19 protein-coding genes are annotated in these 19,490 nt (G+C 45.9%); 10 read left to right on the top strand and 9 right to left on the bottom strand.

Going from position 1 to position 19,490, the window contains the following annotated elements; translation table 11 throughout:
• The first annotated feature begins 20 nt into the window (after positions 1-20).
• From NC99_RS11375 to NC99_RS11335, 10 genes are all read left to right on the top strand, one after another.
• A complete protein-coding gene (locus NC99_RS11375; protein WP_082326445.1) occupies positions 21-359 on the top strand; it encodes a GxxExxY protein in 339 nt (112 codons plus the stop codon).
• A 168-nt stretch (positions 360-527) separates the two neighbouring features.
• Positions 528-929 carry a hypothetical protein gene (locus NC99_RS11370; RefSeq protein ID WP_053183735.1) on the top strand — a complete coding sequence of 134 codons (402 nt, stop codon included), beginning with the start codon at positions 528-530 and terminating at the stop codon, positions 927-929.
• Between the two features lie 192 nt (positions 930-1,121).
• On the top strand, positions 1,122-1,469 hold the full coding sequence (locus tag NC99_RS11365; RefSeq protein WP_053183733.1) for a hypothetical protein: 348 nt from the start codon (positions 1,122-1,124) through the stop codon (positions 1,467-1,469).
• Positions 1,470-1,498: 29 nt separating this feature from the next.
• The gene (locus NC99_RS11360; protein WP_204374973.1) at positions 1,499-1,693 is read left to right on the top strand and encodes a hypothetical protein; all 195 of its coding nucleotides are present in this window, start codon (positions 1,499-1,501) and stop codon (positions 1,691-1,693) included.
• A gap of 9 nt (positions 1,694-1,702) precedes the next feature.
• Positions 1,703-1,888: a PLD nuclease N-terminal domain-containing protein gene (locus NC99_RS22685; RefSeq protein ID WP_082326444.1), complete on the top strand. Its 186-nt coding sequence runs from the start codon at positions 1,703-1,705 to the stop codon at positions 1,886-1,888.
• 213 nt (positions 1,889-2,101) lie between these two features.
• The gene (locus NC99_RS11355) at positions 2,102-2,923 is read left to right on the top strand and encodes a CPBP family intramembrane glutamic endopeptidase (RefSeq protein WP_053183732.1); all 822 of its coding nucleotides are present in this window, start codon (positions 2,102-2,104) and stop codon (positions 2,921-2,923) included.
• A gap of 209 nt (positions 2,924-3,132) precedes the next feature.
• On the top strand, positions 3,133-3,957 hold the full coding sequence (locus NC99_RS11350) for a tetratricopeptide repeat protein (RefSeq protein ID WP_157624805.1): 825 nt from the start codon (positions 3,133-3,135) through the stop codon (positions 3,955-3,957).
• A 232-nt stretch (positions 3,958-4,189) separates the two neighbouring features.
• Positions 4,190-4,885, top strand: a complete 696-nt coding sequence (locus tag NC99_RS11345; RefSeq protein WP_053183729.1) for a hypothetical protein — start codon at positions 4,190-4,192, stop codon at positions 4,883-4,885.
• 376 nt (positions 4,886-5,261) lie between these two features.
• Complete coding sequence (locus NC99_RS11340) at positions 5,262-5,474, top strand: hypothetical protein (protein WP_157624803.1); 213 nt, start codon at positions 5,262-5,264, stop codon at positions 5,472-5,474.
• Between the two features lie 11 nt (positions 5,475-5,485).
• Positions 5,486-6,112, top strand: coding sequence for a hypothetical protein (locus NC99_RS11335; protein WP_157624801.1), 627 nt, complete (start codon positions 5,486-5,488; stop codon positions 6,110-6,112).
• 147 nt (positions 6,113-6,259) lie between these two features.
• Here the strand turns inward: NC99_RS11335 and NC99_RS11330 are convergent, their stop codons facing one another.
• The 9 genes from NC99_RS11330 to NC99_RS11290 form a co-directional block, all read right to left on the bottom strand.
• A complete protein-coding gene (locus tag NC99_RS11330) occupies positions 6,260-8,956 on the bottom strand; it encodes a sodium:solute symporter family transporter (protein ID WP_157624799.1) in 2,697 nt (898 codons plus the stop codon).
• Entirely contained in the window at positions 8,956-10,125 is a 1,170-nt protein-coding gene (locus NC99_RS11325; protein WP_053183724.1) for an AGE family epimerase/isomerase, read from the bottom strand. Before NC99_RS11325 ends, NC99_RS11330 begins: the two co-directional genes overlap by 1 nt.
• 21 nt (positions 10,126-10,146) lie before the next feature.
• The gene (locus NC99_RS11320) at positions 10,147-11,241 is read right to left on the bottom strand and encodes a hypothetical protein (protein ID WP_053183721.1); all 1,095 of its coding nucleotides are present in this window, start codon (positions 11,239-11,241) and stop codon (positions 10,147-10,149) included.
• Positions 11,242-11,344: 103 nt separating this feature from the next.
• Complete coding sequence (locus NC99_RS11315; protein ID WP_053183719.1) at positions 11,345-12,265, bottom strand: dihydrodipicolinate synthase family protein; 921 nt, start codon at positions 12,263-12,265, stop codon at positions 11,345-11,347.
• A gap of 56 nt (positions 12,266-12,321) precedes the next feature.
• Positions 12,322-12,996: a GDSL-type esterase/lipase family protein gene (locus NC99_RS11310; RefSeq protein WP_053183717.1), complete on the bottom strand. Its 675-nt coding sequence runs from the start codon at positions 12,994-12,996 to the stop codon at positions 12,322-12,324.
• Between the two features lies 1 nt (position 12,997).
• Complete coding sequence (locus NC99_RS11305) at positions 12,998-15,139, bottom strand: GDSL-type esterase/lipase family protein (RefSeq protein WP_082326443.1); 2,142 nt, start codon at positions 15,137-15,139, stop codon at positions 12,998-13,000.
• A 9-nt stretch (positions 15,140-15,148) separates the two neighbouring features.
• Positions 15,149-17,107: a family 20 glycosylhydrolase gene (locus NC99_RS11300; RefSeq protein ID WP_082326442.1), complete on the bottom strand. Its 1,959-nt coding sequence runs from the start codon at positions 17,105-17,107 to the stop codon at positions 15,149-15,151.
• Positions 17,108-17,129: 22 nt separating this feature from the next.
• Positions 17,130-18,755 carry a sialidase family protein gene (locus tag NC99_RS11295; RefSeq protein ID WP_082326441.1) on the bottom strand — a complete coding sequence of 542 codons (1,626 nt, stop codon included), beginning with the start codon at positions 18,753-18,755 and terminating at the stop codon, positions 17,130-17,132.
• Between the two features lie 106 nt (positions 18,756-18,861).
• On the bottom strand, positions 18,862-19,490 hold a 629-nt coding region (locus tag NC99_RS11290; RefSeq protein ID WP_157624797.1), incomplete at its 5' end, for a RagB/SusD family nutrient uptake outer membrane protein.

Genomic DNA, 19,490 nt, shown 5'->3' with positions numbered 1-19,490 from the left:
TTTATTGATGGTCATGATAGTTGTTTGCAACAAGGTTTATTTATCAACGGGCACTTTCCATTGAATTAAACGCGAATGGAATTGAACATCAACGCGAAATGGAAATGCCAATCTTCTACAGGGGTGAGCAAATTGGAACACGTCGGGTAGATTTTTTTGTTGCCGGATTAGTTATGGTTGAAATAAAAGCAATTGAAAAATTGGAGAATGTACATAAGGCCCAAGCTATAAATTATTGTGAAGCCTATCATATTGCTGATGGCTTACTCATTAACTTTGGAGCAACCAGCCTCGATTTTAAAAGAGTTTACAACAAAAGCCTAATTCGAAATAATCCTGTCAATCCCAAAATCAAATAAATCCTGTTCAAGACAATGATGCATAAGCCCTGCCCTTTCGGATCTACAAAAGCTTTACGAAGCGGCTGGCCCTGATTCACCATCAGAACCTTATGAACCCAGGATTGACAATCCTGATAAACAAAACACAATTAAACCAAACAACTAACTTTTAAAAATTAATCAAAAATGGATCAACAACAATCATTTAACCTCAATGCTGATTTTCTGGGTGGCTATAGTGCCGTATTTATGAAATTGGTTTTTGTACTGATCGCCGTTTACCTGTTGGTGATGGTGGTGAATTTCCTGCGCGATAAATTTATCCACGCCGAACCGAGTCTAAAGAAAGAAGATATGGCCGACTTGCTACTGATCTTGAATAAGTTATTCTATGTCGCGGGTTTTGGTTTTGTCATCGCCAATATTTTTCAGTTTCTGCTTTCCCAAATTGAAAGCAACCACCGTAGGATGGGCGCTATGAGCTTCCAAGGTGATTGGGATTACCTAACCTTTGGCATCATCATCCTCTTTGTGGGCCTTGGGTTTAAGGCTGCTTACAAGGCATTACAAAAGAAAAGGCTTGAATAAATTGCGCCTGCCCGGGGCGTCCTTGGCAAGAAATAAGTCGTTCATACTTGGTATGTCGGTATTCTTTGGGGGAACTCCATTGCCAAATGTCGTGCGGAGGCGTATGATTCATGAAAACGAATCCTGAACATTCTGATGAAATTGGGCATGATGTTTTAATTATCAATCATTTGAAACGTTAAGACTGTAACCATGATATTAAAAGTTCTTTTTTATATTCTCTTTGGACTGCCCTTGGTTTTTCAAATGATTTTTGGAATAAAAGCCATCAGAGGAAATGGGCCCATCAAATTGTGGTTGGTCAGTCTGCTCAGTTGCGTGGGACAACTTTCAGTAACCATCATCAATTCTTATTTAATGGCTATGTTTATCAGGCAGGCAGAAAGTCACGATGGATTGCCGATGATAGGCGTACTTGCTGTAAACATGATATTTGGAGTTTTGCTCTTGTTCGTGATTCTAATACAATCGGTTATCCAATACAGGTTGACAAGGGCAAAAAAACACAACAAGCAAACAACACCACTTGATTCAAAATAATTTAAACCATAAACTTTAAACTTACAACAATGAGTAGTACCATGTTTTTTCTTCCGTTTCTGATCGGCTTTATTTACCTGGCGATTTTTGCCGGCGTGCTTTATTTGATTCACACCTGGGTGACCAAATTTGTCCGGCTCAAACAAGAGTACAATGACTTGTTGCGCGAGATCATCCGGAAAATGGATCGCCCAACAGATGGAACATTCAATCGAAATGAATAGTCGGACCAAATGGATGATTTAGTTATTCTGTTCATTGTACTGGCGGCCATACTTTGGGTTTGGGCGGTGTATGACATCTTAAAAACTGGTGTCCGAAACCGTTTGTCCCTGAGTTGGCTTGTGATTGTCATCTTCTGCCCCATCATTGGCTCGATTGCTTATTTCCAATTGAAGCCAAGATCGAGAAGATCATGATCAAGCGTTTAACGATCGCTGTACAAGTCCGTGAATTCCTCGGTGTAAGCCTGTGATTAAGACGGAATGCTGGATGCTGGATGCTGGATGCCAGATACTGGATACTGGATGCTAGATACTTGTAGCTTGCAGCTGGAAACTGCGACTGCGACTGAAAACTGGATTCACAATAAATACAGATCATTGCAACCTACAAAAAATTGAAATAAAAAAATGACTGACCCGACACCCAAACATTATCCCTCCATTGCTCAGAGCTTTGGAGCCAGCGGAATTGTCATCTTAGGCATGCTCATGCTTAGTCCGGTGATGATTACGCTAAACAATTCGATTGGCAAGGAGGCCTCCATGCTCATCTATTACGTGCTGGCCATTGGAATCCCTTGCTGGATTGTGTTTCAAATCAGGAAATCGGAAACAGGCCAAGCTTCCTTCAAGCTAAAAATTGAAAACAAGCGGATTATCCCTTTCATTATATTGGGAACAATCGCGCTGCTTTGGGGTGTCATTTCGCCACTGGCAAGTACCATACCCATGTCGGACGAAATTAAGAAAGCCTTTATGGACTTTGGCGGTAAAACCGGGCTTTATTCTTTTGTGCTCATGGTAATCGCGGCTCCCGTTCTCGAAGAGATCCTGTTTCGGGGCATTCTGCTCGATGGCCTGCTCAAAAGGTACAGCCCCCTGAAATCGATACTGGTGTCCAGTTTTCTTTTCGGAATCGTTCACTTAAATCCATGGCAATTTGTTGCCGGTTTCGTAATTGGCATTTTCGCTGGCTGGGTTTACTATCGCACAAGTAGTTTACTGGCAGCCATCATTATTCATGCTTCGGCCAACTTAAACGGATTTTTGGCAAGATTCTTCATGGATGCCGATGCGGCTATGAACGACTCGCTGGTTGAAACCTGGGGTGGAACCGGCCAGTTAATCCTGGCCATCGTCGGCTCGCTGGTTGTCATTGCGGTTTGCATTTACTATCTGGACAAGGAATTCAAAAAAAGAAAAATAAAAGTGGTTATTGATCAAACCTAAAGAAAAACATCCGGGGTTTTATCTGGCTAAAGCTCATTAAACGCGTGCTTCCTGTCTGGCAATCACCGGGTCAAAATCTAGCGGAAAAATAAAGCTGACAGTTAGCGGCCTGCCTGCTATTTTAAAAGAAATTCAACTACCACTGGCTAAACAATTAACGCTTTAAGATTACTTAACCAGTGCAACAAAGACCCAAAAATCAAAACAACATGAAAAAATTAACCTTTATTATTTCAATCCTTGCAGTTCTAAATCTTAACGGACAGACAATAGATGATTATCAACAAAAGTTATCTGAATGCTTTAGTCAAGGAGACTACAGATGTGCTGAAAAATATGCTTTGGCTTCAATCTCATTGGTTGATGAGCGTGATAATCGTTTACATCTGATGTACTCCAATTTAGGAACAATTCAACGGAGATTAGGAAAAATGGATGAAGCGATGAACTCCTATAATAAAGCATGCGAGCTAAACTGCTCTCATACCGTGTTGGCAAATAGAGCATCACTAAAAAGACAAATGGATGATTTAGAAGGTTCTTTAGATGATTACAACCTGGCGTTAGATTTAAAACCAACAGATGAAGAATTACTAATCAATAGGTCTTTTACAAAAAAGCTACTTGGAGACACGATCGGCGCTGAAAATGATCTGGTACTCGTTTTACAATTCAATCAAGACAATTTCAAAGCATTTACAAATCTTTTGAATATTAAAGTTTCGAGGGGTGAATACGAATACGCATTAGAAAAATATGATGAAATGATTTCAAACCACCCCAATGAATCCTTACTCTACAATAATAGGGCTGATGTCTATCTTAGAATGAAGAATTATGAGGACGCTTTTAATGACATCAACACTGCCATTAAAAAAGCCAAAGAATATGACAATGCCTACGTTACGAGAGCTGAAATTTATATAGCAACGGGCAATAAAAAGAAAGCATTGAAAGATTTACAGAAAGCTGTAGAACTGGGAAATAAAACAACCCACGTTTTCGAATTAATCGATGAATGCAACAGAAACTAGTACTTGGTAACTGGCGGTGACCAGGTCGAACTTCAAATCAGAATCGGCACGTCAATCACCCCTAACTCATTCTTTTACAGTCGAAGCCATGACAAGGGGAAAGCTGTTCAGCAACGATGCAATTTGTAGTGACCAAAACAAGCGGGTTGTCATGGACTATTTTTTTAAAGACATTCGGCTGGAATCAGAACAACATTAACATTCAAAACGAACTACATCAATTGAAAAGCCCATGTTAAAACACAATCAAAAGCAGGAAATCCGGATTCAAATTGCGTTGATCGTGATCTTTCTGATCCTCTTGATTCCACTTACGAATAACGAAACGCTGATCCATCTTATTTTTCCGAACTTAAACACGCAATCAACGCTTATGACCATTGCATTTTTCGTATTGCTGGTCTCTGCAGTTTACGCTTTTCTTGGCCTGCAAAAAAACTTAAAGCAAAGGCATTCGAGCTGGCGATACCTGGTATTCCTGATGATCCTGATTTGGTTTACCTCGAACATCCGCGTGGAAATAGGAGAAAAACTGATGACTTTAAGGCCAGGTATCCGGGCCATTGAATTTCAGATAGAACGCAGCAAGCTAAGCTACCAAAAAGATACGCTGGGCGTCGTAAACGTTGAAGGCTTTCTCACCTTCAGAAATTTCAGTGATGACACCATCAAGTTCAGGGGGATTTTATATGCCGACAATTTTGTTTTTTTCGGGGAAGATCGGCTACCAGATCTGACCATCCCAAATGATAACCCGGATCAGTACATCATCGTGCCGCCAAAAGCAAGTTCTGTCTATCCGTTGAAAATCAAATCGGCACTTGAACAAAACAGCGGGATCTATCCAAACTACCATGGAACAATCGACAGGATCAAAAACTTGATGATATCCAACCGCCAAGAACAACGAACTTTTAAAGACCAATAATGACTGAAGATTAGTTGACTGGTCATCGGTCATGAATGCTCATTGATCGCAAGTGGTTGGACGAAACGGAACGGAACACTTAATGCTAGCTACAGGATACTTTTGGCTGGTAGCTGGTAGCTGGTAGCTGAAAACTGCGATTGAAAACTGGATCCTGAATTGCAGAATGATGACAGAAGTATCCTCGGAAATGGGTTCGAAACAAACAAAAATAAGCGGGGCGGAACAATAAAAAGGAAAGTCGGTGAGTTTGCCTAATGTATTCTGAAAACCCAAGTCCTGACTCGTTCATTGTCAATCATTCGTTATACCTTTAGAAAAGTGTGTGGAGTCCAGAACCCACCTTAAAAAACGGAAGGAATAAAAAATGAAACATATGAAACGTAGTTTTTACCTGGTCCCGGTATTGGGACTCCTGCTGGCCTGTTCAGGCTCAAAACAACCAAGTGAAACCTCTTCAGAAGTTGTACAGGAACAAATTGAAGCCATTGAAACTTCAGTACAACAGCTCGATGAAACCATCCAGTCGCTGGACAAAGAGATGGAACAAACACAAAGTGAGATCGATTCTTTATTGAATAACCTTTAAATGATTGCATGATGAAAACGATATTCATAGTTGTATTGTCATTGCTGATGGCCACAACCGTTTCCGTGGCCCAGGGACAAGGAAAAGGCAAGGAAAAAGCCAAGAAGGAAATGGTGAAAGTTCAGGATGAAACGGAACAGGAACTGGAAGAAACCATGGAAGAAGGTGAAGAGCAGATACAGCAAGGAAAACAGAAAGCCGCTAAAGAGACAGACAAACAAAAGAAAGACCTGAAAGCTAAAAGAAGTCAGGCAGAAGAGGAAGCCTCAGAACAAGCTGACGAAATGAAATCGAAAGGCAAAGCCCTGGGCAAAAACAAAGGAGAACTCACTGGCAAGGAATTCGGGCAACAGCGCGCCGCAGAAGTGCGAAGTGCCGCACAGGAAAAGAAAGCTTATGCCGAAGAAAAAATCAAAGAACAGGAAGAGCACATCCAGGCCAATGAAGAAAAAATTGAAATGGCTAAGGAAAAAGTGAAGAAAGAACGTGAGGCTGGTGAAATTTCTGTCGAGGAAGAAGTGATGAAGAACGAGAAAATTAAGCAAGCCGAAGAAAAAGTCAATCGGATGAAAGAGGCTGTGGCAAAAGGCAAAAAAGAAATTGAAGAGCTCGAAGAGGAAATCATCAAAACGGAATAAGTCGTTTTGAAAACAAAACAACAAGATCAAAAAAGAGGCTGCCCAAAAGGACGGCCTCTTTTTGCTTAAACCGATGATAAACCAACTGACGATCAACCATCGCCAATCCTTGAATCAAAACAGACAAACCAATCAGACCACGCGAGCTTAGCGAACCCGCTGTCTGCTTTTCCAGGTGTAACCCGTCACCACTTTGCGGTTGGGCATGATCAGGCTGAAAAGCAGGGCCAGCAACACACTGGCTGCCATACCCACAAAGCCAAACAGCAAGAAGGACAGATCGGTGTGATTCTTGACCAGCATCAAGACGATCAATCCGCCCACAACACCAGCCAAGGCCGCATTTCCTGAAATCCGCGAAAAGAAAATCCCCATGACAAACAAGGCGCCCAATCCCCCGGTAAGCAATCCCAAAAAGGCATTAAACTGATCCCAAAGCGAAGCAATGTTCCAGGTGGCCAGCATTAAGGCCATGAGAATACCAAGCACGCCCACAATAATTCCTGACCAACGGGCGACAGCCATCGTGCGCCGGTGTGTTCCCGCCTTAGCCAGTACCTTGTAGAAATCCGAAGTAATCACGGCTGATACCGAGTTGATGTTGGACGAAAGGGTTGACATGGCTGCCGCGAAGATGGCAGCAATGAGCAAGCCGGCAACACCAGCCGGCATTTGCGCCACAATAAACTGTGGAAATACCGAATCGATATTGGGATTGACCACCGCCATTCGTTCGGGATTTGAAGTATAGTAAGCGTACAATCCCGTTCCAAGCAGGAAGAAAATAATGCTGACCGGGATGCTTAAAAATCCATTCAGCCAAATGCTTTGCCCGGTGGCTTTTTCATCTTTGGTGGTCATGTAGCGTTGCACCACACTTTGGTCGCTGGTGTAAGAAATCAGCGTGTTGGCCAGTCCGCCCAGCAGCACGACCCAAAACACGGGTTGTGAAAAGTCGAACCGGAAATCGAAGGTATGAAACTTGTTTTGCTCGGTCGTGATTTCAAGAAAACCACCCAAGCCACCTTCCACGCCAGCCAGCATAAAAGCCAGGGCAATAAAGGCACCGCCCACCAAGATAAAACCCTGAATGACATCGCCCCAAACCACAGCCTCGATTCCTCCGCTGGTACAATAAATGATGGTGACCACCCCCATAACAATGATGGCCAGGTAAATATCGAATCCGGTGACCGCATTTAAAGCCAGTGACGGCAAAAACAAGACAATGGCAATACGGCTGACCATGAAAAACACAAACAAGGCCGACGCCAGCCAGCGTACTGCCCGGTTGAAACGAGCTTCAAGATATTGATAGGCCGTATCGAAATTAAACCGCCTGAAAAAAGGCAGGAAATAACGAATGACGATGGGTGCGATAGCGATAATGGCCATATTAAACATGAACATGCGCCAGTCGACCGCGTAGGATTTGGCGGGAATGGCAATAAAGGTAATGGCGCTCAGCGTGGTGGCAAAAATACTGATTCCTGCTGCCCACCATGGAATGCGTCCACCTGCTTTAAAGAAGTCGTCGGTACTGCTTTCGCGTTCCATGAAATAAAAGCCGAGAAGCAGCATGCCAATAAAATAAACGCCCAACACCAAATAGTTGAGCCAGCCAAATACCGGCTTCACGGTAATCTGAAACTCTTGCAACAAAGGCGTTCGCGTAGCCGGTTTAATCTCTCCGCCGGGAACAACCAAAGCGCCATCCCACCAAACGGCCGAAGCAACAGCCACCGGGTTTCCCTTCCATGTTCCTGCATCAAACCAAGTGTCGGTTACCGTATTGTAAACCATGATTGTTTTATTGAATCCCGGATGATTGACCCAAAGGGAGTCCCGTTCAGCCTGCGCCGTATCGTCTCCGGCTTGCATTTTATTGATGGCTTTTTCAACCTTTTGAAAGGTTTCACCCGAGTCGCCACCAATCAGTACTACATGCGAAGCCCCGACGGATGCTGCCATTCCAACGGCCAATGGTTTGGGTTGGCCATCACCCAGCCGCATCTCTTTTTTCTGTTCCCACACGCCTTTGGATGGCCGAAATCGGAAGACATGGGTATAAAATTGGCTGGACTCGCTATCCGGGGATTTGGCCCGTCCTCCAAACACGTGGAGGCTGACTTCTTCACCATCCATTTGCGCCACCGCCATGGCGCCGGACACCGGCACCGGGACCGCGTTTAGCAATTGCCAGCCTGCTGAAAGATTGCTCACGTCCAACCGCAAAAACTGATCTGCAGCACCTTGTTCGCTTTCGCCACCGACCAGGTAAACATGATTGCCAATCACCGCAGCAGCTGCACTTTTCACCGCCACGGGTAAGTCCGGAAAGTCAATCACTTCAAGCTGGTTGTTGATCCAACTCAGCAGAAAAACCTGCTTGCTTAAACCGGTTGTGCTTTGTCCTCCAATACAAAGCAACCCCTCAGGCAAACTCACGGAAGCTCCCTCGGCAAGAGGCAATGGCAACTGCGAAGAGCCTGCCAGCTGAGGATTTCCGTTCGCATCGTGCTGGAAAACCATGACCAAATCGGACAGCTCCTTGCTTCCACCTTCCCAAGGTTTTCCTACAGGAAAAGCAGAGCCGCCGGCAACAATCAACACGTTACCATGCACGCCAGTGAAACTGCCCGCCAAACCTTCGTCGGATGCGAGTGCTTCGACTTGGGAAAAAAGCGGCTTCGATTTCTGCTGCAAGGAGTTCACCTGCTCATCGGCCCGGCTTGTGACAACCAAACCAAGAAACAGGACAACCAGCATGATGATCGATGAGCCTTTCCTGAAGGTCGATTGGAAGGAGATTCTTAGATTGTATCGGTCGTTGATTTTTCGCATTACTTCAGTTTTTCGAGGGTTTGCCAGATTTGGAACAAGCCGCGTGGCACATGAAAGCAGCCTTTCCATTTTCCGCCTTTCAGCGGTAATAATACTTCACCGCGGCGGTTCAGGTAGCCAAACCATTCATCATGATCCCGATCGGCAAAGTGCGCCCAGGTATATTCGTGGACTTTTTCAAACCACTGCAGGCATTGTTCATTTCCCGTGTGTTTGTATGCCTTAATCAAGCTGATCAACGTTTCGATGTGCACCCACCACAATTTCTGGTCCCACTCCAACTGCTGCGGCGGATTGCCTTTGACATCCATAAAATAGAAGATGCCGCCAAACGCCTCGTCCCAGCCAAACTGAAGCGTGTCAAGCATGATTTTCACGGCTTTCTGCATGAGCGCGTCATCCTTCCGACGTTCGGCCAAATCCATGATAAACCACATGGCTTCGATGGTGTGCCCTGGATTCAACAACCGCCCTTCAAACGAATCGGAAAAGCTGCCATCGGGTCTTACATTTTCCAGAATCAATCCCGAATCGGGCTGGTAGAAAACCTCCATCACCTCGTGAATGGCATCCTGAATGGTTTTTTCAACCAAATCACGCGGCAACAGGTGTTCAATCTCGAGCGATAAGTTGCACAGAATCATTGGGAGTGAAAACCCCTTCAAGGGCCGGGTTCCGGGCACCAGTTTGTTATATTTTCCTTTGGGATTATGTTTCCGGTCCAGAATATTGTCAAAGGTCTGTTTGGCTATTGCGGCATATTGCTCGTTGCCGGTGGCCTGGAATAACTGTCCGAAAGCCATGGTGGCGAAGCAGTCGGAAAAAATATTGTAGGGCTGCACGAGCGGCTTTCCTTCTCGCGTAAGCGAAAAATACCAGTTCAACTTTCCATCGTGTCCGTGGTCCATCAAAAAGCGGGCACCATGTTCAGCCATGTTAAGCCATTGTGCTTTTTTTTCGATTCGGTTATAGAGCGATGAAAACATCCAAACCTGGCGGGCCTGCAGCCAGACAAATTTATCGGTATCAAAAACTTTTCCTTCGCGATCGAGGCAAGTAAAAAAACCACCAAACTCCTCATCTTTGGAGTTCCGCTCCCAAAACGGGATGACTTTGTGCAGCAATTCGTGCTGGTATTGTGTCGCTAATTGTTCAAAATTCAGTTTCATGCTTTTCAATCTTTTTAGTAGTTATTCCTCTTCAATACAGCCCCTTATCAATTTAGAAGAACGAACCCCCGGCCTTGTTTCTCCGCCCGGAATGATGATTTGCCCGTTCCACCAACAGGCGGTTGTCGTCACGGGAGTAGGGCCTTCCATCTTCCCCACCCGACTCAAGCTGGCATTGCGGGTGTTCCAACAAAATACATCTTTACAAAAGCCCGGATGATTATTCAGGTGATTCTCCTTCAGCTTCAGCGAACTTTCCTTTTCTTCCGGGCTATTGGCAGCAGCCACCGCATGAATCAAGCGCTCCGTTTCGTTAAAGGCTTCGCCGGTATCGCCGCCAAACAGCAAAATCGAATCTTCTCCATAGGCCAGTCCGGTTCCTGCCGAAAGGCCGAACGCTGCTTCTCCTTCTACTTGAAGCATACCGGCCTTTTGCCAGCTCGCTTCCGAAGGTACGTATTTCCAAATGTCGCTCAAAAAAGTGGATGTTGGACCCAATTGATGGCGGCCACCAATCAGGAAAATGCAATCCTCCTGTCCGTCGTGCTGACACACAACTACGGCATGCGAACAAGCGACAGGCAGATCCGGCAGCTTCCTCCAGCCAGTTGATTCATTATTCAAATCAAGAGCAAAGAAAACCTGGCTTGCTCCTTTTGAATCCTGTCCGCCAGCGAGGTAAACTGTACTTCCGCACTGTGCCGCTCCTGAACTAGCAAGCGCCACGGGCAAGCGGGGCAAATCAATCAGCCGGACTTCCGGCGAATCCAAACTCAGCAGGAAAGCCTGATCGGTTGGGCCATTCGCTGTTTCGCCGCCAAGGCTGATGATGCCTTTTTCAGTTGAAACACAAGCACTGTAGGCGATGGCCTCAGGTAAACGAACGTCAGACTGTTCCCACTCCAGTTGTCCGTTGGCTGTTTCCTTCAAAAGAAAAATAGTATCATGATACAACTTCACCCCTCCCTGCCAGGGCATTCGTCCATTGAAATTGGAACCACCGCCAACCACCAACATATTTTGATGCACACCGGCAACAGGACCAGCCAAGCCTTGCTGTACCTCTTCCCCTCTTGCCACCGGAAGTTCCGTCAATATGTCCCATTCTATTTTCATGATCGACCTGTCTCGTTATTTACTTGAAAGTTACCGGATACTCAACCATCTAAATCCCAAAATCAATCCCTCAATCCTTCATTCCTTAAATCCGTCAATCCCTCTACTTCCGGGAGAAATACGCCGCCATATCCAAGGCATCCACATCGGCCACAAACTGTTTGTAAGCCTCGCTGCTCATATTTTTTACCGGCAAGCGGAATTCGCCACATTCGAGCCCAACAAAGCGCATGTAGGCTTTTCCGGTAGCAATGCCGCCATATTTCCCCAGCAAGCGAATCATGTCAATTGACTGCTGCTGTAGCTTACGGGCTTCCACCAAATTTCCCTCGTCATAAGCCTTGATCAGCTGATGATAAAGCGGTGCCGCATAGTTAAAGGTACTTCCCACGCCTCCGCGGGCACCTAAAACAAGGGCCGATAAAAGATTTTCGTCGCGTCCCCACAACATATCGTATTTGCCATTCTGAAAATTCAGACAGCTCAGGTAATCCATAAAATCTTCATGGGTGTATTTGATTCCTGCCAGGTTTGGGATCATTGTTGCTGCTTCCTGCAGAAAATCGTACATGGGCACGTTGCAGCCAGTCAGCACCGGAATATGGTAAAAATAGACCGGAAGCCGGGGTACAGATTCTGCAATTTTCGCACAAAACTCAGCCAGAGGTTTTGCGCCTGCCGGCTTAAAGTAAAAAGGCGCTAAAATGGCAATCGCATCTACCCCGAGAGCTGCCGACGTTTGCGCACTTTCAATGCACTCGGCATAGGAGGTTCCGCCCACGAGATTAATCACTTTCAAAGCTTTTTTTTCCTTGTTTTGAGACGTCCAGGCTGCGGTGATCTCGGTTTTTTCCGTTTGCGAAAGCGAAACGCCCTCACCGGTGGAGCCGTTGATAAATGCGCCGACAACGCCATTCCTGCTTAGAAAATTGTAATAGGCCGGTATCTGATCGATATTGACTGTGCCGTCGGAATGCATCGGAGCAAACGGTGCGGCAATGAGACCTTCAATTTTATTCATCATGGTATTCCTAATTTATTCGTTTATATTCGTCGGTTTGTAACCTTTAATATTTTTATTTACAGTACTTTTTGAATCAGCTTCGCCCACAACAAATAGCCGTCTCCGGTTAAATGCAAGCCATCGTTGGTATACAAAGGATTCATCCAATTATTGCCGGCGTTTTTAAAGTTCGAAAACAGATCGATAAAACCGACTGAATTTTGCTCACACCAATCACTTAGTTGTTCGTTGATCCAGAGCAGCTCATCGGTCTTGGTGCAATGGTTCTGGAACTTTCCAAAATCAGGATTGACCGGTAAAATACTCTGAACATACACTTTGGTTTTGGGTGAATGTTCTTCGATCAGCTTGACGATTTGGCAGATGTTGGCGAAAACGGTGTCTTTCGAAATTCCCCTTGCCAGGTCGTTTATCCCAATTAACAGGAAAACCTTGGCGGGCTTCGATTCGGTCACTTCATTTAGGCGAAAAAGAACACCTTCGGTAACATCGCCGCTAATTCCTCGGTTCTTGATTCTTTTATTCTGAAAAAGCTCGGCCCATTCGGAACCGTCTGTTATGCTGTTTCCCAAAAAGATGATTTCTTTTTTGGTATTTGGAAGACTTTCAAATAGCGTTCGCCGCTGTTCGTAATACGTCGATTGAAAGGCCTTTTTTGTGTCCTGTGCCTTTATTTGAGGTAAGAAACAAAAGGCAAAAAAGATGAATGTTATGACTTTCAGGTTTGGCATATTATTTTGTTTTAGCGGGGCACGAATCCGGGCATTCAATGCAAAAAGTTGAGGCCGGCCAGCCGTTTTCGTTTACCAGGTTGCCCCTGGAAAAAGGTTTCCAGCCGTAACGAACCTGTTTGATCGTTTTATCTTTTGAATCGATAATGATTTTATTGTCTTTTAGCGTTGCCACAACCGGATGAAAAAGACCATCTGCTCCGGCTACTTCAAGTTCGCGAAGCGCTTCACCATCCGATGTTTTTAACTGCGCTGCATGCGAAAATGCAAGTATTACTTTTCCATTTTCCTGTGTTATCGTGCTGATTTGCGGGCCGCCATCCGGAACGTCTTGCATCCCGTAATTACGCGATAAAGCCAGGTTTGCAAACCGTTCGCCCACTTCAATTTTTTGTTTGGGATGCACATCCAGCGAATCGCCCAAATCGCTGGTTACCACCATTGCTGTGTTGGGAATACTGAGTGCCAGTTCCCGCTGGGTTTCGCGAAAATACGGCCACGACGGACGGTTGATACTTGATAACTGCGCAAAATAAAAAGGCATTTCAGCATCGTTAAACGCCGAGCGCCACGATTTTACAAGCGCCGAAAAAGCATGCCTAAAATGTTCAGCATTGTGGGCATTCGATTCGCCCTGGTACCAGATGACTCCGGCCACCGGAATTCCTTGCACCAAGGACATACCGGCTTCGTAAATGTAAGCCGGCTCGTAGGGATGACGCTGCAGTTTGTTTACGGCCAGTGCAATGTTGGTAGCTGCCCGCTCGCGGCACCAACCCTGTATAAAATCGTTGTGTTTCCAGTTGTTTAGCACATCCACCATATAGAGATCGAACTCCAGTGTTTTGCGGTCGGTAAACGCTTCCGCCGGAGCGCCTCCAACGCTGAGTTGTATCAGTCCAACCGGAACATCCAATTTTTCATTTAATTCACGGCCAAAGGTATAGCCAATTGCCGAAAACGTGGCTGCATCACCGGGATTACTTCGCTCCCAATTGCCATCAAAAAAATCGAGTTGATTCACTTTTACCAGCGTGGTTGAGTCCCAGTTTTTATTATCGGTACGCGCAAGGCTTTTTAACTTGAACAGACGAAGATTGGCAAAGTCTGCCGCATTGTCAATCAGCGTTGACGCATCGTTCGCCTGCTGCATCTGGAATTCCATGTTCGACTGTCCGGCACAAACCCACACTTCGCCCACTAAAATATCGTTGAGCGTAATGGATTCCTCAGAATCGGAAGTTACTTTCAGCTCGTAAGGTCCCCCGGCAGCAACGGCATCAAAAGTAACCGACCATTTGCCATGTTCGTTGGCCGTACACGTTCTTTTTTGCCCGGCAAAAGTGAGCGTAAGTTTTGTTCCGCTGTTGGCTTTTCCCCACACCGGAATGGGCTGTTTTTGCTGCAATACCATGTGGTTCATAAAAACCGGCGCCAGGCTCAATCCGCCAAAATTGCCCGTAATATTCTCGTAAACGGTTTGTGCTAAAATTCCGGCTCCTTCCACATTTGGATGAAGGGCATCGGGGAATAAATCGGGGCGGCCGTACAAGGCCGGGTGCAAATCGATTAAACCGGTTTTGCTGTTTTTTGCCACTTGTTCGATGGCCTCCTGAATTTGCCAGAACCAGTCGCGCGTGCCGGATTTAAAACGTGGGTGCGCATTAAAAATCGGGGTCATTTTGCAAACGAACACCTGTGGATTGCTGAAGTTGTGCGTGCGAAACGAATCGATCAGCGCCATATAATCCGGCACAAACTCATCGCGGTAATTGGGCCAGTTTCGCGGGTCGGTATCGTTCAGGCCAAGATGAATAATAATAATGTCAGCATCAAATTTCAGCGCCTCGGGATACTCGGGAATTTCCATATACGGACGGTGCCCTTTGGTTAAAAGCGTGGCTCCGCTGTGCCCAAAATTCTGCACATCATAAGCATCGCCTAATAAATTCTGTAATTGCGAGGGATACGAATCCTGTTCGGGATTACTCAATAAATAGCCGCGTGTTACTGAATTCCCCACACAGGCTACTTTTATTTTCTTCTGTACATCGTCTTTCGATGAGATGGCCATTGCATTTTGCCTGACGCCCAATACGAGCATTAACCATCCCACCAATAACACTATACAACGAAATTTCATCTTATTTTTTTATTTTATTTCAGCTGAAAACTTCAGGCCTTCAACTTCTTTTATGGTTCCATTTTCATCCTGTACCGGCACAAAAGTAAACATGCGTTTCCAGGTATCTTTTTTCACCGGAATTTTCAGCAGCACTTTGTTCCAACCCTTTTTCAGGTGAATGGAAGCCGGCTTTCTGAAAAAATAATTTTCATCGGTAAATGGAATTTCTTCCGTGTTGCTGGCCAGCCCCGGTTTATTCCATTTGGGTGCAGCAATCAACTCTCCGTTTAGCCAGGCTTTCGGATGGGTATTGTGCCATTCGCCATTACGCGGAAACGGGCCTCCCCGGCGTCCTGCCGAGCGCGACCAGTCATGAAATCCGATCCATGCTCCAACCGTTTGCTCCTGTGGCGACCAAATTTGGGTGTACGCGTAATACGTTCCCTCTTCGCGGGGGAAATATGACGGATAGCCAAAGTAGTGAGTCAATTGAATGGTGCCGCCAACAAAAGGCCCATGCCAGGTGTAAGTGGCCGTATCAATTTGATACGTTTCCTGCAAGGTATCTTCCACCGAAAACGCAGCATTAATATCGCCACCATTAGCTATCGGCCCCAGCACCTTCCACTCTGTGTTTGTTTGTTTCACATAAGGGAAAGGCTTCCCCTGAAAATATTTATCGCGGTGCTCGATCAACCGCTCTTCGAAAGCGCTGAATTCATTAAATAATTCACTTCCTTTTTCCGGCAGTTTAGCCAGATAATTTTCACCAAAATCGGCTTTCTGACCGGTCCACGAAGTTTCGGCGTAGGTAACAATCCCCGGATACACCGGATTTTGCACCAGAATGTCGTAAGCCTCGTCTACGTTGTTGTCGTTCCAGCAACAGAAAATGCCACCCATGCGCAGCGAATCGCCGTGGGCAGCGCCGTTAATGCGGTCGAAGTACAACTGAGTAATGCCCGACAGCGGATCGAGATGGTTGACATAGTTTAAGCGGCAATCGATATAACGATGCCCCGGTTTCGGATGTCCGTTCGACGACCACAATTGCGTGATGGAAACTGAATCGCCTTCAATATGCTGCCCCGGACGCCAAACAATGAGTTCGCGGCCATGGTGTTGCGTTACCCGCTCAAGCAGCGCCGGCAAAAGCGTTGGCGCCGGTCTTTCGTAGTCGTGCCACACCTCATCGGTTCCCAAATGAATGTATGGCATAACCTCCGCCGGAGCCAGGCTGCACAATTCGTCAACCAGATTGATTAAAACCGGTTGCACACGCGGATCGCTCATCGTTTCAAAACCCATTGCTTTGCGGAAAGCTGCACTGTGCCCGGGAATGTCGAACTCGGGAATGAGCGTAATTTTTCGTTCCTGACAATACGCCACCAGCTCTTTAAAATCTTCCTGTGTGTAGAATTTTCCTTTTTCACGTGTCATACTTTCCGCCGCGTTCAACTGCGGATAGATTTTGCTTTCCAGCCGCCAACCCGGATTTTCGGTCATATGAAAATGAAACACGTTATATTTATACGCCGCCAATACATCGATTTGCTCTTTCAGCATATCAATGGGTTGGAAATTGCGGCCCACATCCTGCATAAAACCACGGATGCGAAAAGCCGGCCAGTCAATAATGGCGCAGCCTTTCAGGTAGCGTTTCCCGTTTTTTTCGAAAACCAGCTGTTTTACGGTTTGCAGCCCGCGGTAAATTCCAATTTCGCTTGTGGCTTCCAGAATCACCGAATCGGCTGAAACGCTTAATCGATAAGCCTCGTTATTATTCAGTTGAACCCCGGGAATTCTGGGAACAATGCGCTGCACAAAACACTGGCTGCTATCGGCCAAGTTAAACTGTTGCGAGCGCCATTCCACTTGTTGTGGCATGGGGATTAAAGCAGGAGTAAAATCTTTCTCTGTCTGGCATGCAAAAAGCAGCCCGATGACAATCAAGCCTATTAATGATTGAAAATGCAGTCGGCTCATTATTGTTGGTTCAGTTTTTTTCTTATTTGATGATGTCCGAAACAGGAATGCTCTGAAAATAAAGTTCTTTTACCCCTTCATACAGAATCCCAACGGTTTCGTCATCAATCATGGTCATGCAGGAATAACCAAAGCCGGCAGGTTCATATATCTCCAGCTGAAATTCTTCCGGCCAGCTCATACCTTGGTCCACACTGGCCTTAATGGTCATGTTGGTTCTCTGGTGTTTGTTGTTTGGGTTTGAAAAGAACAGCACCCGTTTCTTTTCACCATCGACCTTCATATCGGCCGAAATAATGCTGGCCATACAATTGGGTTCCTGTAATGCCGAGTTGGAGGTAGGGTGCATTGTCCAGGTTTTACCCAAATCGGAAGTTGTGGCCACGGCCCGTCCATTGGTTTCACTTTTATCTTTTCGGTTCTGGTCGTCACGCATGTTCAGCATCAGGCTGCCATCGCTTAGCTGCACTACCTGTGCTTCAGTGGTATTGGGTTTGGCACCGGTTCCAATGTGCCAGCTTTCACCGCCATCAGTGTTGTAAACAATCGTTGAATGGCTGGTATATTGTCCGCCGTCCAAGGCTTTTTCACCAATATCGGCTTTAAACTGTGCGGGAAAAACCAGGGTTCCGTCGTTCAGGGTAGTTCCACGTCCCGGCCCCTGGAACATCAGTTGCCAGGCAGGGTCTTTTATTTGTTCAGTAATGTTTACGGGTTCCGACCATGTGAGGCCATCATCGGTACTTTTTACCAGCATAAACTGACCGGTTTCGGTCGGTTTCATCCCCGGTTTCGAAGTCCACCAGAGCATATCATTTTCGGAGAAACCGCTAATCCACAATCCAGCTACCCAAAGCGTTCCTGTTGTGTGATCGTACAGCACACTGGGGTCGCCAATGCCATTGAGGCGTTGCGAACGTCCACCCCATTCGCCCATGTCCATGATCACTTGCATGGGTTCCCAGGTTTGTCCGCCATCGGTGCTGCGGCTCATGCCCACATCAATGTCTTCCTGCAAATCTTTGCTATTGTTGTAGCGATTGTCGTAAACTGCAATCAAGGTCCCTTTGTTGGTGGTGACCAGTCCCGGAATCCGGTAGGTATCGCAATTGTCCTGTCCGGCTGCACGAAGCACTTTGGCCAGGCGATACTTGTGTGGCTCCGTGGGAATACTTTCAACAAGCTGATCTCCTCCCAAATCAAGTTCGATCCGTTCAATTTGAAAAGTAGCCTGCAAATCAGCATTTTCTTTCGCCTTGAAATTTAAGTTAAAAACCGGTTCGTTATTGACTGTTTCAAAAAGCCCTTCAATTTCCACTTTTTTTGACTTGATCTGATTTGAAGCGCCAAAAAGCTGCTCGCCTTCTCCTGTGAGAAAACCAACCGAAACTGACTCCAGGCTATTCGTCTGGCTGTCCGCAGTAAAATAAACTGTGATTCCTGAAACCTGCAATGGACTGTTTTCGCCATTATTATTGACGATTAAGCTGACCAACTTTTTACTTTCCGCACCTGCAAACAAAGGACCAGGGTGTTGATGGAATTCAACCGCGTTTGGCTTATCAGAATTTGATGGAGCTACAGAACTTGCACTTTGGCAGCTGCTCATCATCACACTCCATAGGAATAGAAAAAGAATTTGCTTCATGGTTTATGGTTTTTACTTCACTATGTTCTGGATAGCATAAGGAGAGGTTTGTCACCCTCTCCTTACCTTACTGCTAAACTATGAAAAACATCTATGAAAAAAAGTATTAATAACCTTCGGTTTGTGTTAGTTCTGAATCGTTGGCCAACATGCCTTCCGAAATCGAGTAATAAATTTTATAAGCTTCTGATGCATCCAATGCTGCCACTTCGTCGAACACATAGGAATCTCCGGCCCGCACCAGATCCCACCAGCGCTTACCCTCGCCAACAAACTCTTTCAGACGCTCATCAAGGATGGCCTGGGTGTTTTCGGCTTTGGTTCCGTCCACAAACTCATGGCCGGCAAAATTCTCACCATAAGCCCGCGCGCGCACCGCATTGATTTCAGCCGACGGATCTTCGTCCAGCTTATTCTTGGCTTCGGCCAGCAACAACAACGCATCGGCGTAGCGATACACCGGGATGTTATTATAGCTCCAACGTGATCCGTCATCACCAACAATACCCAGAAACTTGTTCAACAAGGATCCTTGGTAGTTGGGATCTTCAGCCTGGAATGGGATGTGCACCTCGCCATCATCGTAGATCCGAATAAAGGTATTGCGACGTTGATCCTCCAGATCGTCGAGCATGAGCAGTGTTTTATCGGATGCGCCGTAACGACTTAGTCCGTTCACCACAAAATCGCTCATCGAATTCCCGTTTTCGTCATACAAAGGCTCCAAATCAACCG

Origin of the sequence: Sunxiuqinia dokdonensis, from assembly GCF_001270965.1 — a bacterium.
GTDB lineage: Bacteria > Bacteroidota > Bacteroidia > Bacteroidales > Prolixibacteraceae > Sunxiuqinia > Sunxiuqinia dokdonensis.
This window is presented reverse-complemented; position numbering and strand designations above follow the sequence as displayed.

Excerpts from the sequence above, each read along its gene's own strand:
- NC99_RS11370 (WP_053183735.1), top strand. The coding sequence starts at position 528 with ATGGATCAACAACAATCATTTAACCTCAATGCTGATTTTCTGGGTGGC.
- NC99_RS11365 (WP_053183733.1), top strand. The coding sequence starts at position 1,122 with ATGATATTAAAAGTTCTTTTTTATATTCTCTTTGGACTGCCCTTGGTT.
- NC99_RS11360 (WP_204374973.1), top strand. The coding sequence starts at position 1,499 with ATGAGTAGTACCATGTTTTTTCTTCCGTTTCTGATCGGCTTTATTTAC.
- NC99_RS22685 (WP_082326444.1), top strand. The coding sequence starts at position 1,703 with ATGGATGATTTAGTTATTCTGTTCATTGTACTGGCGGCCATACTTTGG.
- NC99_RS11355 (WP_053183732.1), top strand. The coding sequence starts at position 2,102 with ATGACTGACCCGACACCCAAACATTATCCCTCCATTGCTCAGAGCTTT.
- NC99_RS11350 (WP_157624805.1), top strand. The coding sequence starts at position 3,133 with ATGAAAAAATTAACCTTTATTATTTCAATCCTTGCAGTTCTAAATCTT.
- NC99_RS11345 (WP_053183729.1), top strand. The coding sequence starts at position 4,190 with ATGTTAAAACACAATCAAAAGCAGGAAATCCGGATTCAAATTGCGTTG.
- NC99_RS11340 (WP_157624803.1), top strand. The coding sequence starts at position 5,262 with ATGAAACGTAGTTTTTACCTGGTCCCGGTATTGGGACTCCTGCTGGCC.
- NC99_RS11335 (WP_157624801.1), top strand. The coding sequence starts at position 5,486 with ATGAAAACGATATTCATAGTTGTATTGTCATTGCTGATGGCCACAACC.
- NC99_RS11330 (WP_157624799.1), bottom strand. The coding sequence starts at position 8,956 with ATGCGAAAAATCAACGACCGATACAATCTAAGAATCTCCTTCCAATCG.
- NC99_RS11325 (WP_053183724.1), bottom strand. The coding sequence starts at position 10,125 with ATGAAACTGAATTTTGAACAATTAGCGACACAATACCAGCACGAATTG.
- NC99_RS11320 (WP_053183721.1), bottom strand. The coding sequence starts at position 11,241 with ATGAAAATAGAATGGGACATATTGACGGAACTTCCGGTGGCAAGAGGG.
- NC99_RS11315 (WP_053183719.1), bottom strand. The coding sequence starts at position 12,265 with ATGATGAATAAAATTGAAGGTCTCATTGCCGCACCGTTTGCTCCGATG.
- NC99_RS11310 (WP_053183717.1), bottom strand. The coding sequence starts at position 12,996 with ATGCCAAACCTGAAAGTCATAACATTCATCTTTTTTGCCTTTTGTTTC.
- NC99_RS11305 (WP_082326443.1), bottom strand. The coding sequence starts at position 15,139 with ATGAAATTTCGTTGTATAGTGTTATTGGTGGGATGGTTAATGCTCGTA.
- NC99_RS11300 (WP_082326442.1), bottom strand. The coding sequence starts at position 17,107 with ATGAGCCGACTGCATTTTCAATCATTAATAGGCTTGATTGTCATCGGG.
- NC99_RS11295 (WP_082326441.1), bottom strand. The coding sequence starts at position 18,755 with ATGAAGCAAATTCTTTTTCTATTCCTATGGAGTGTGATGATGAGCAGC.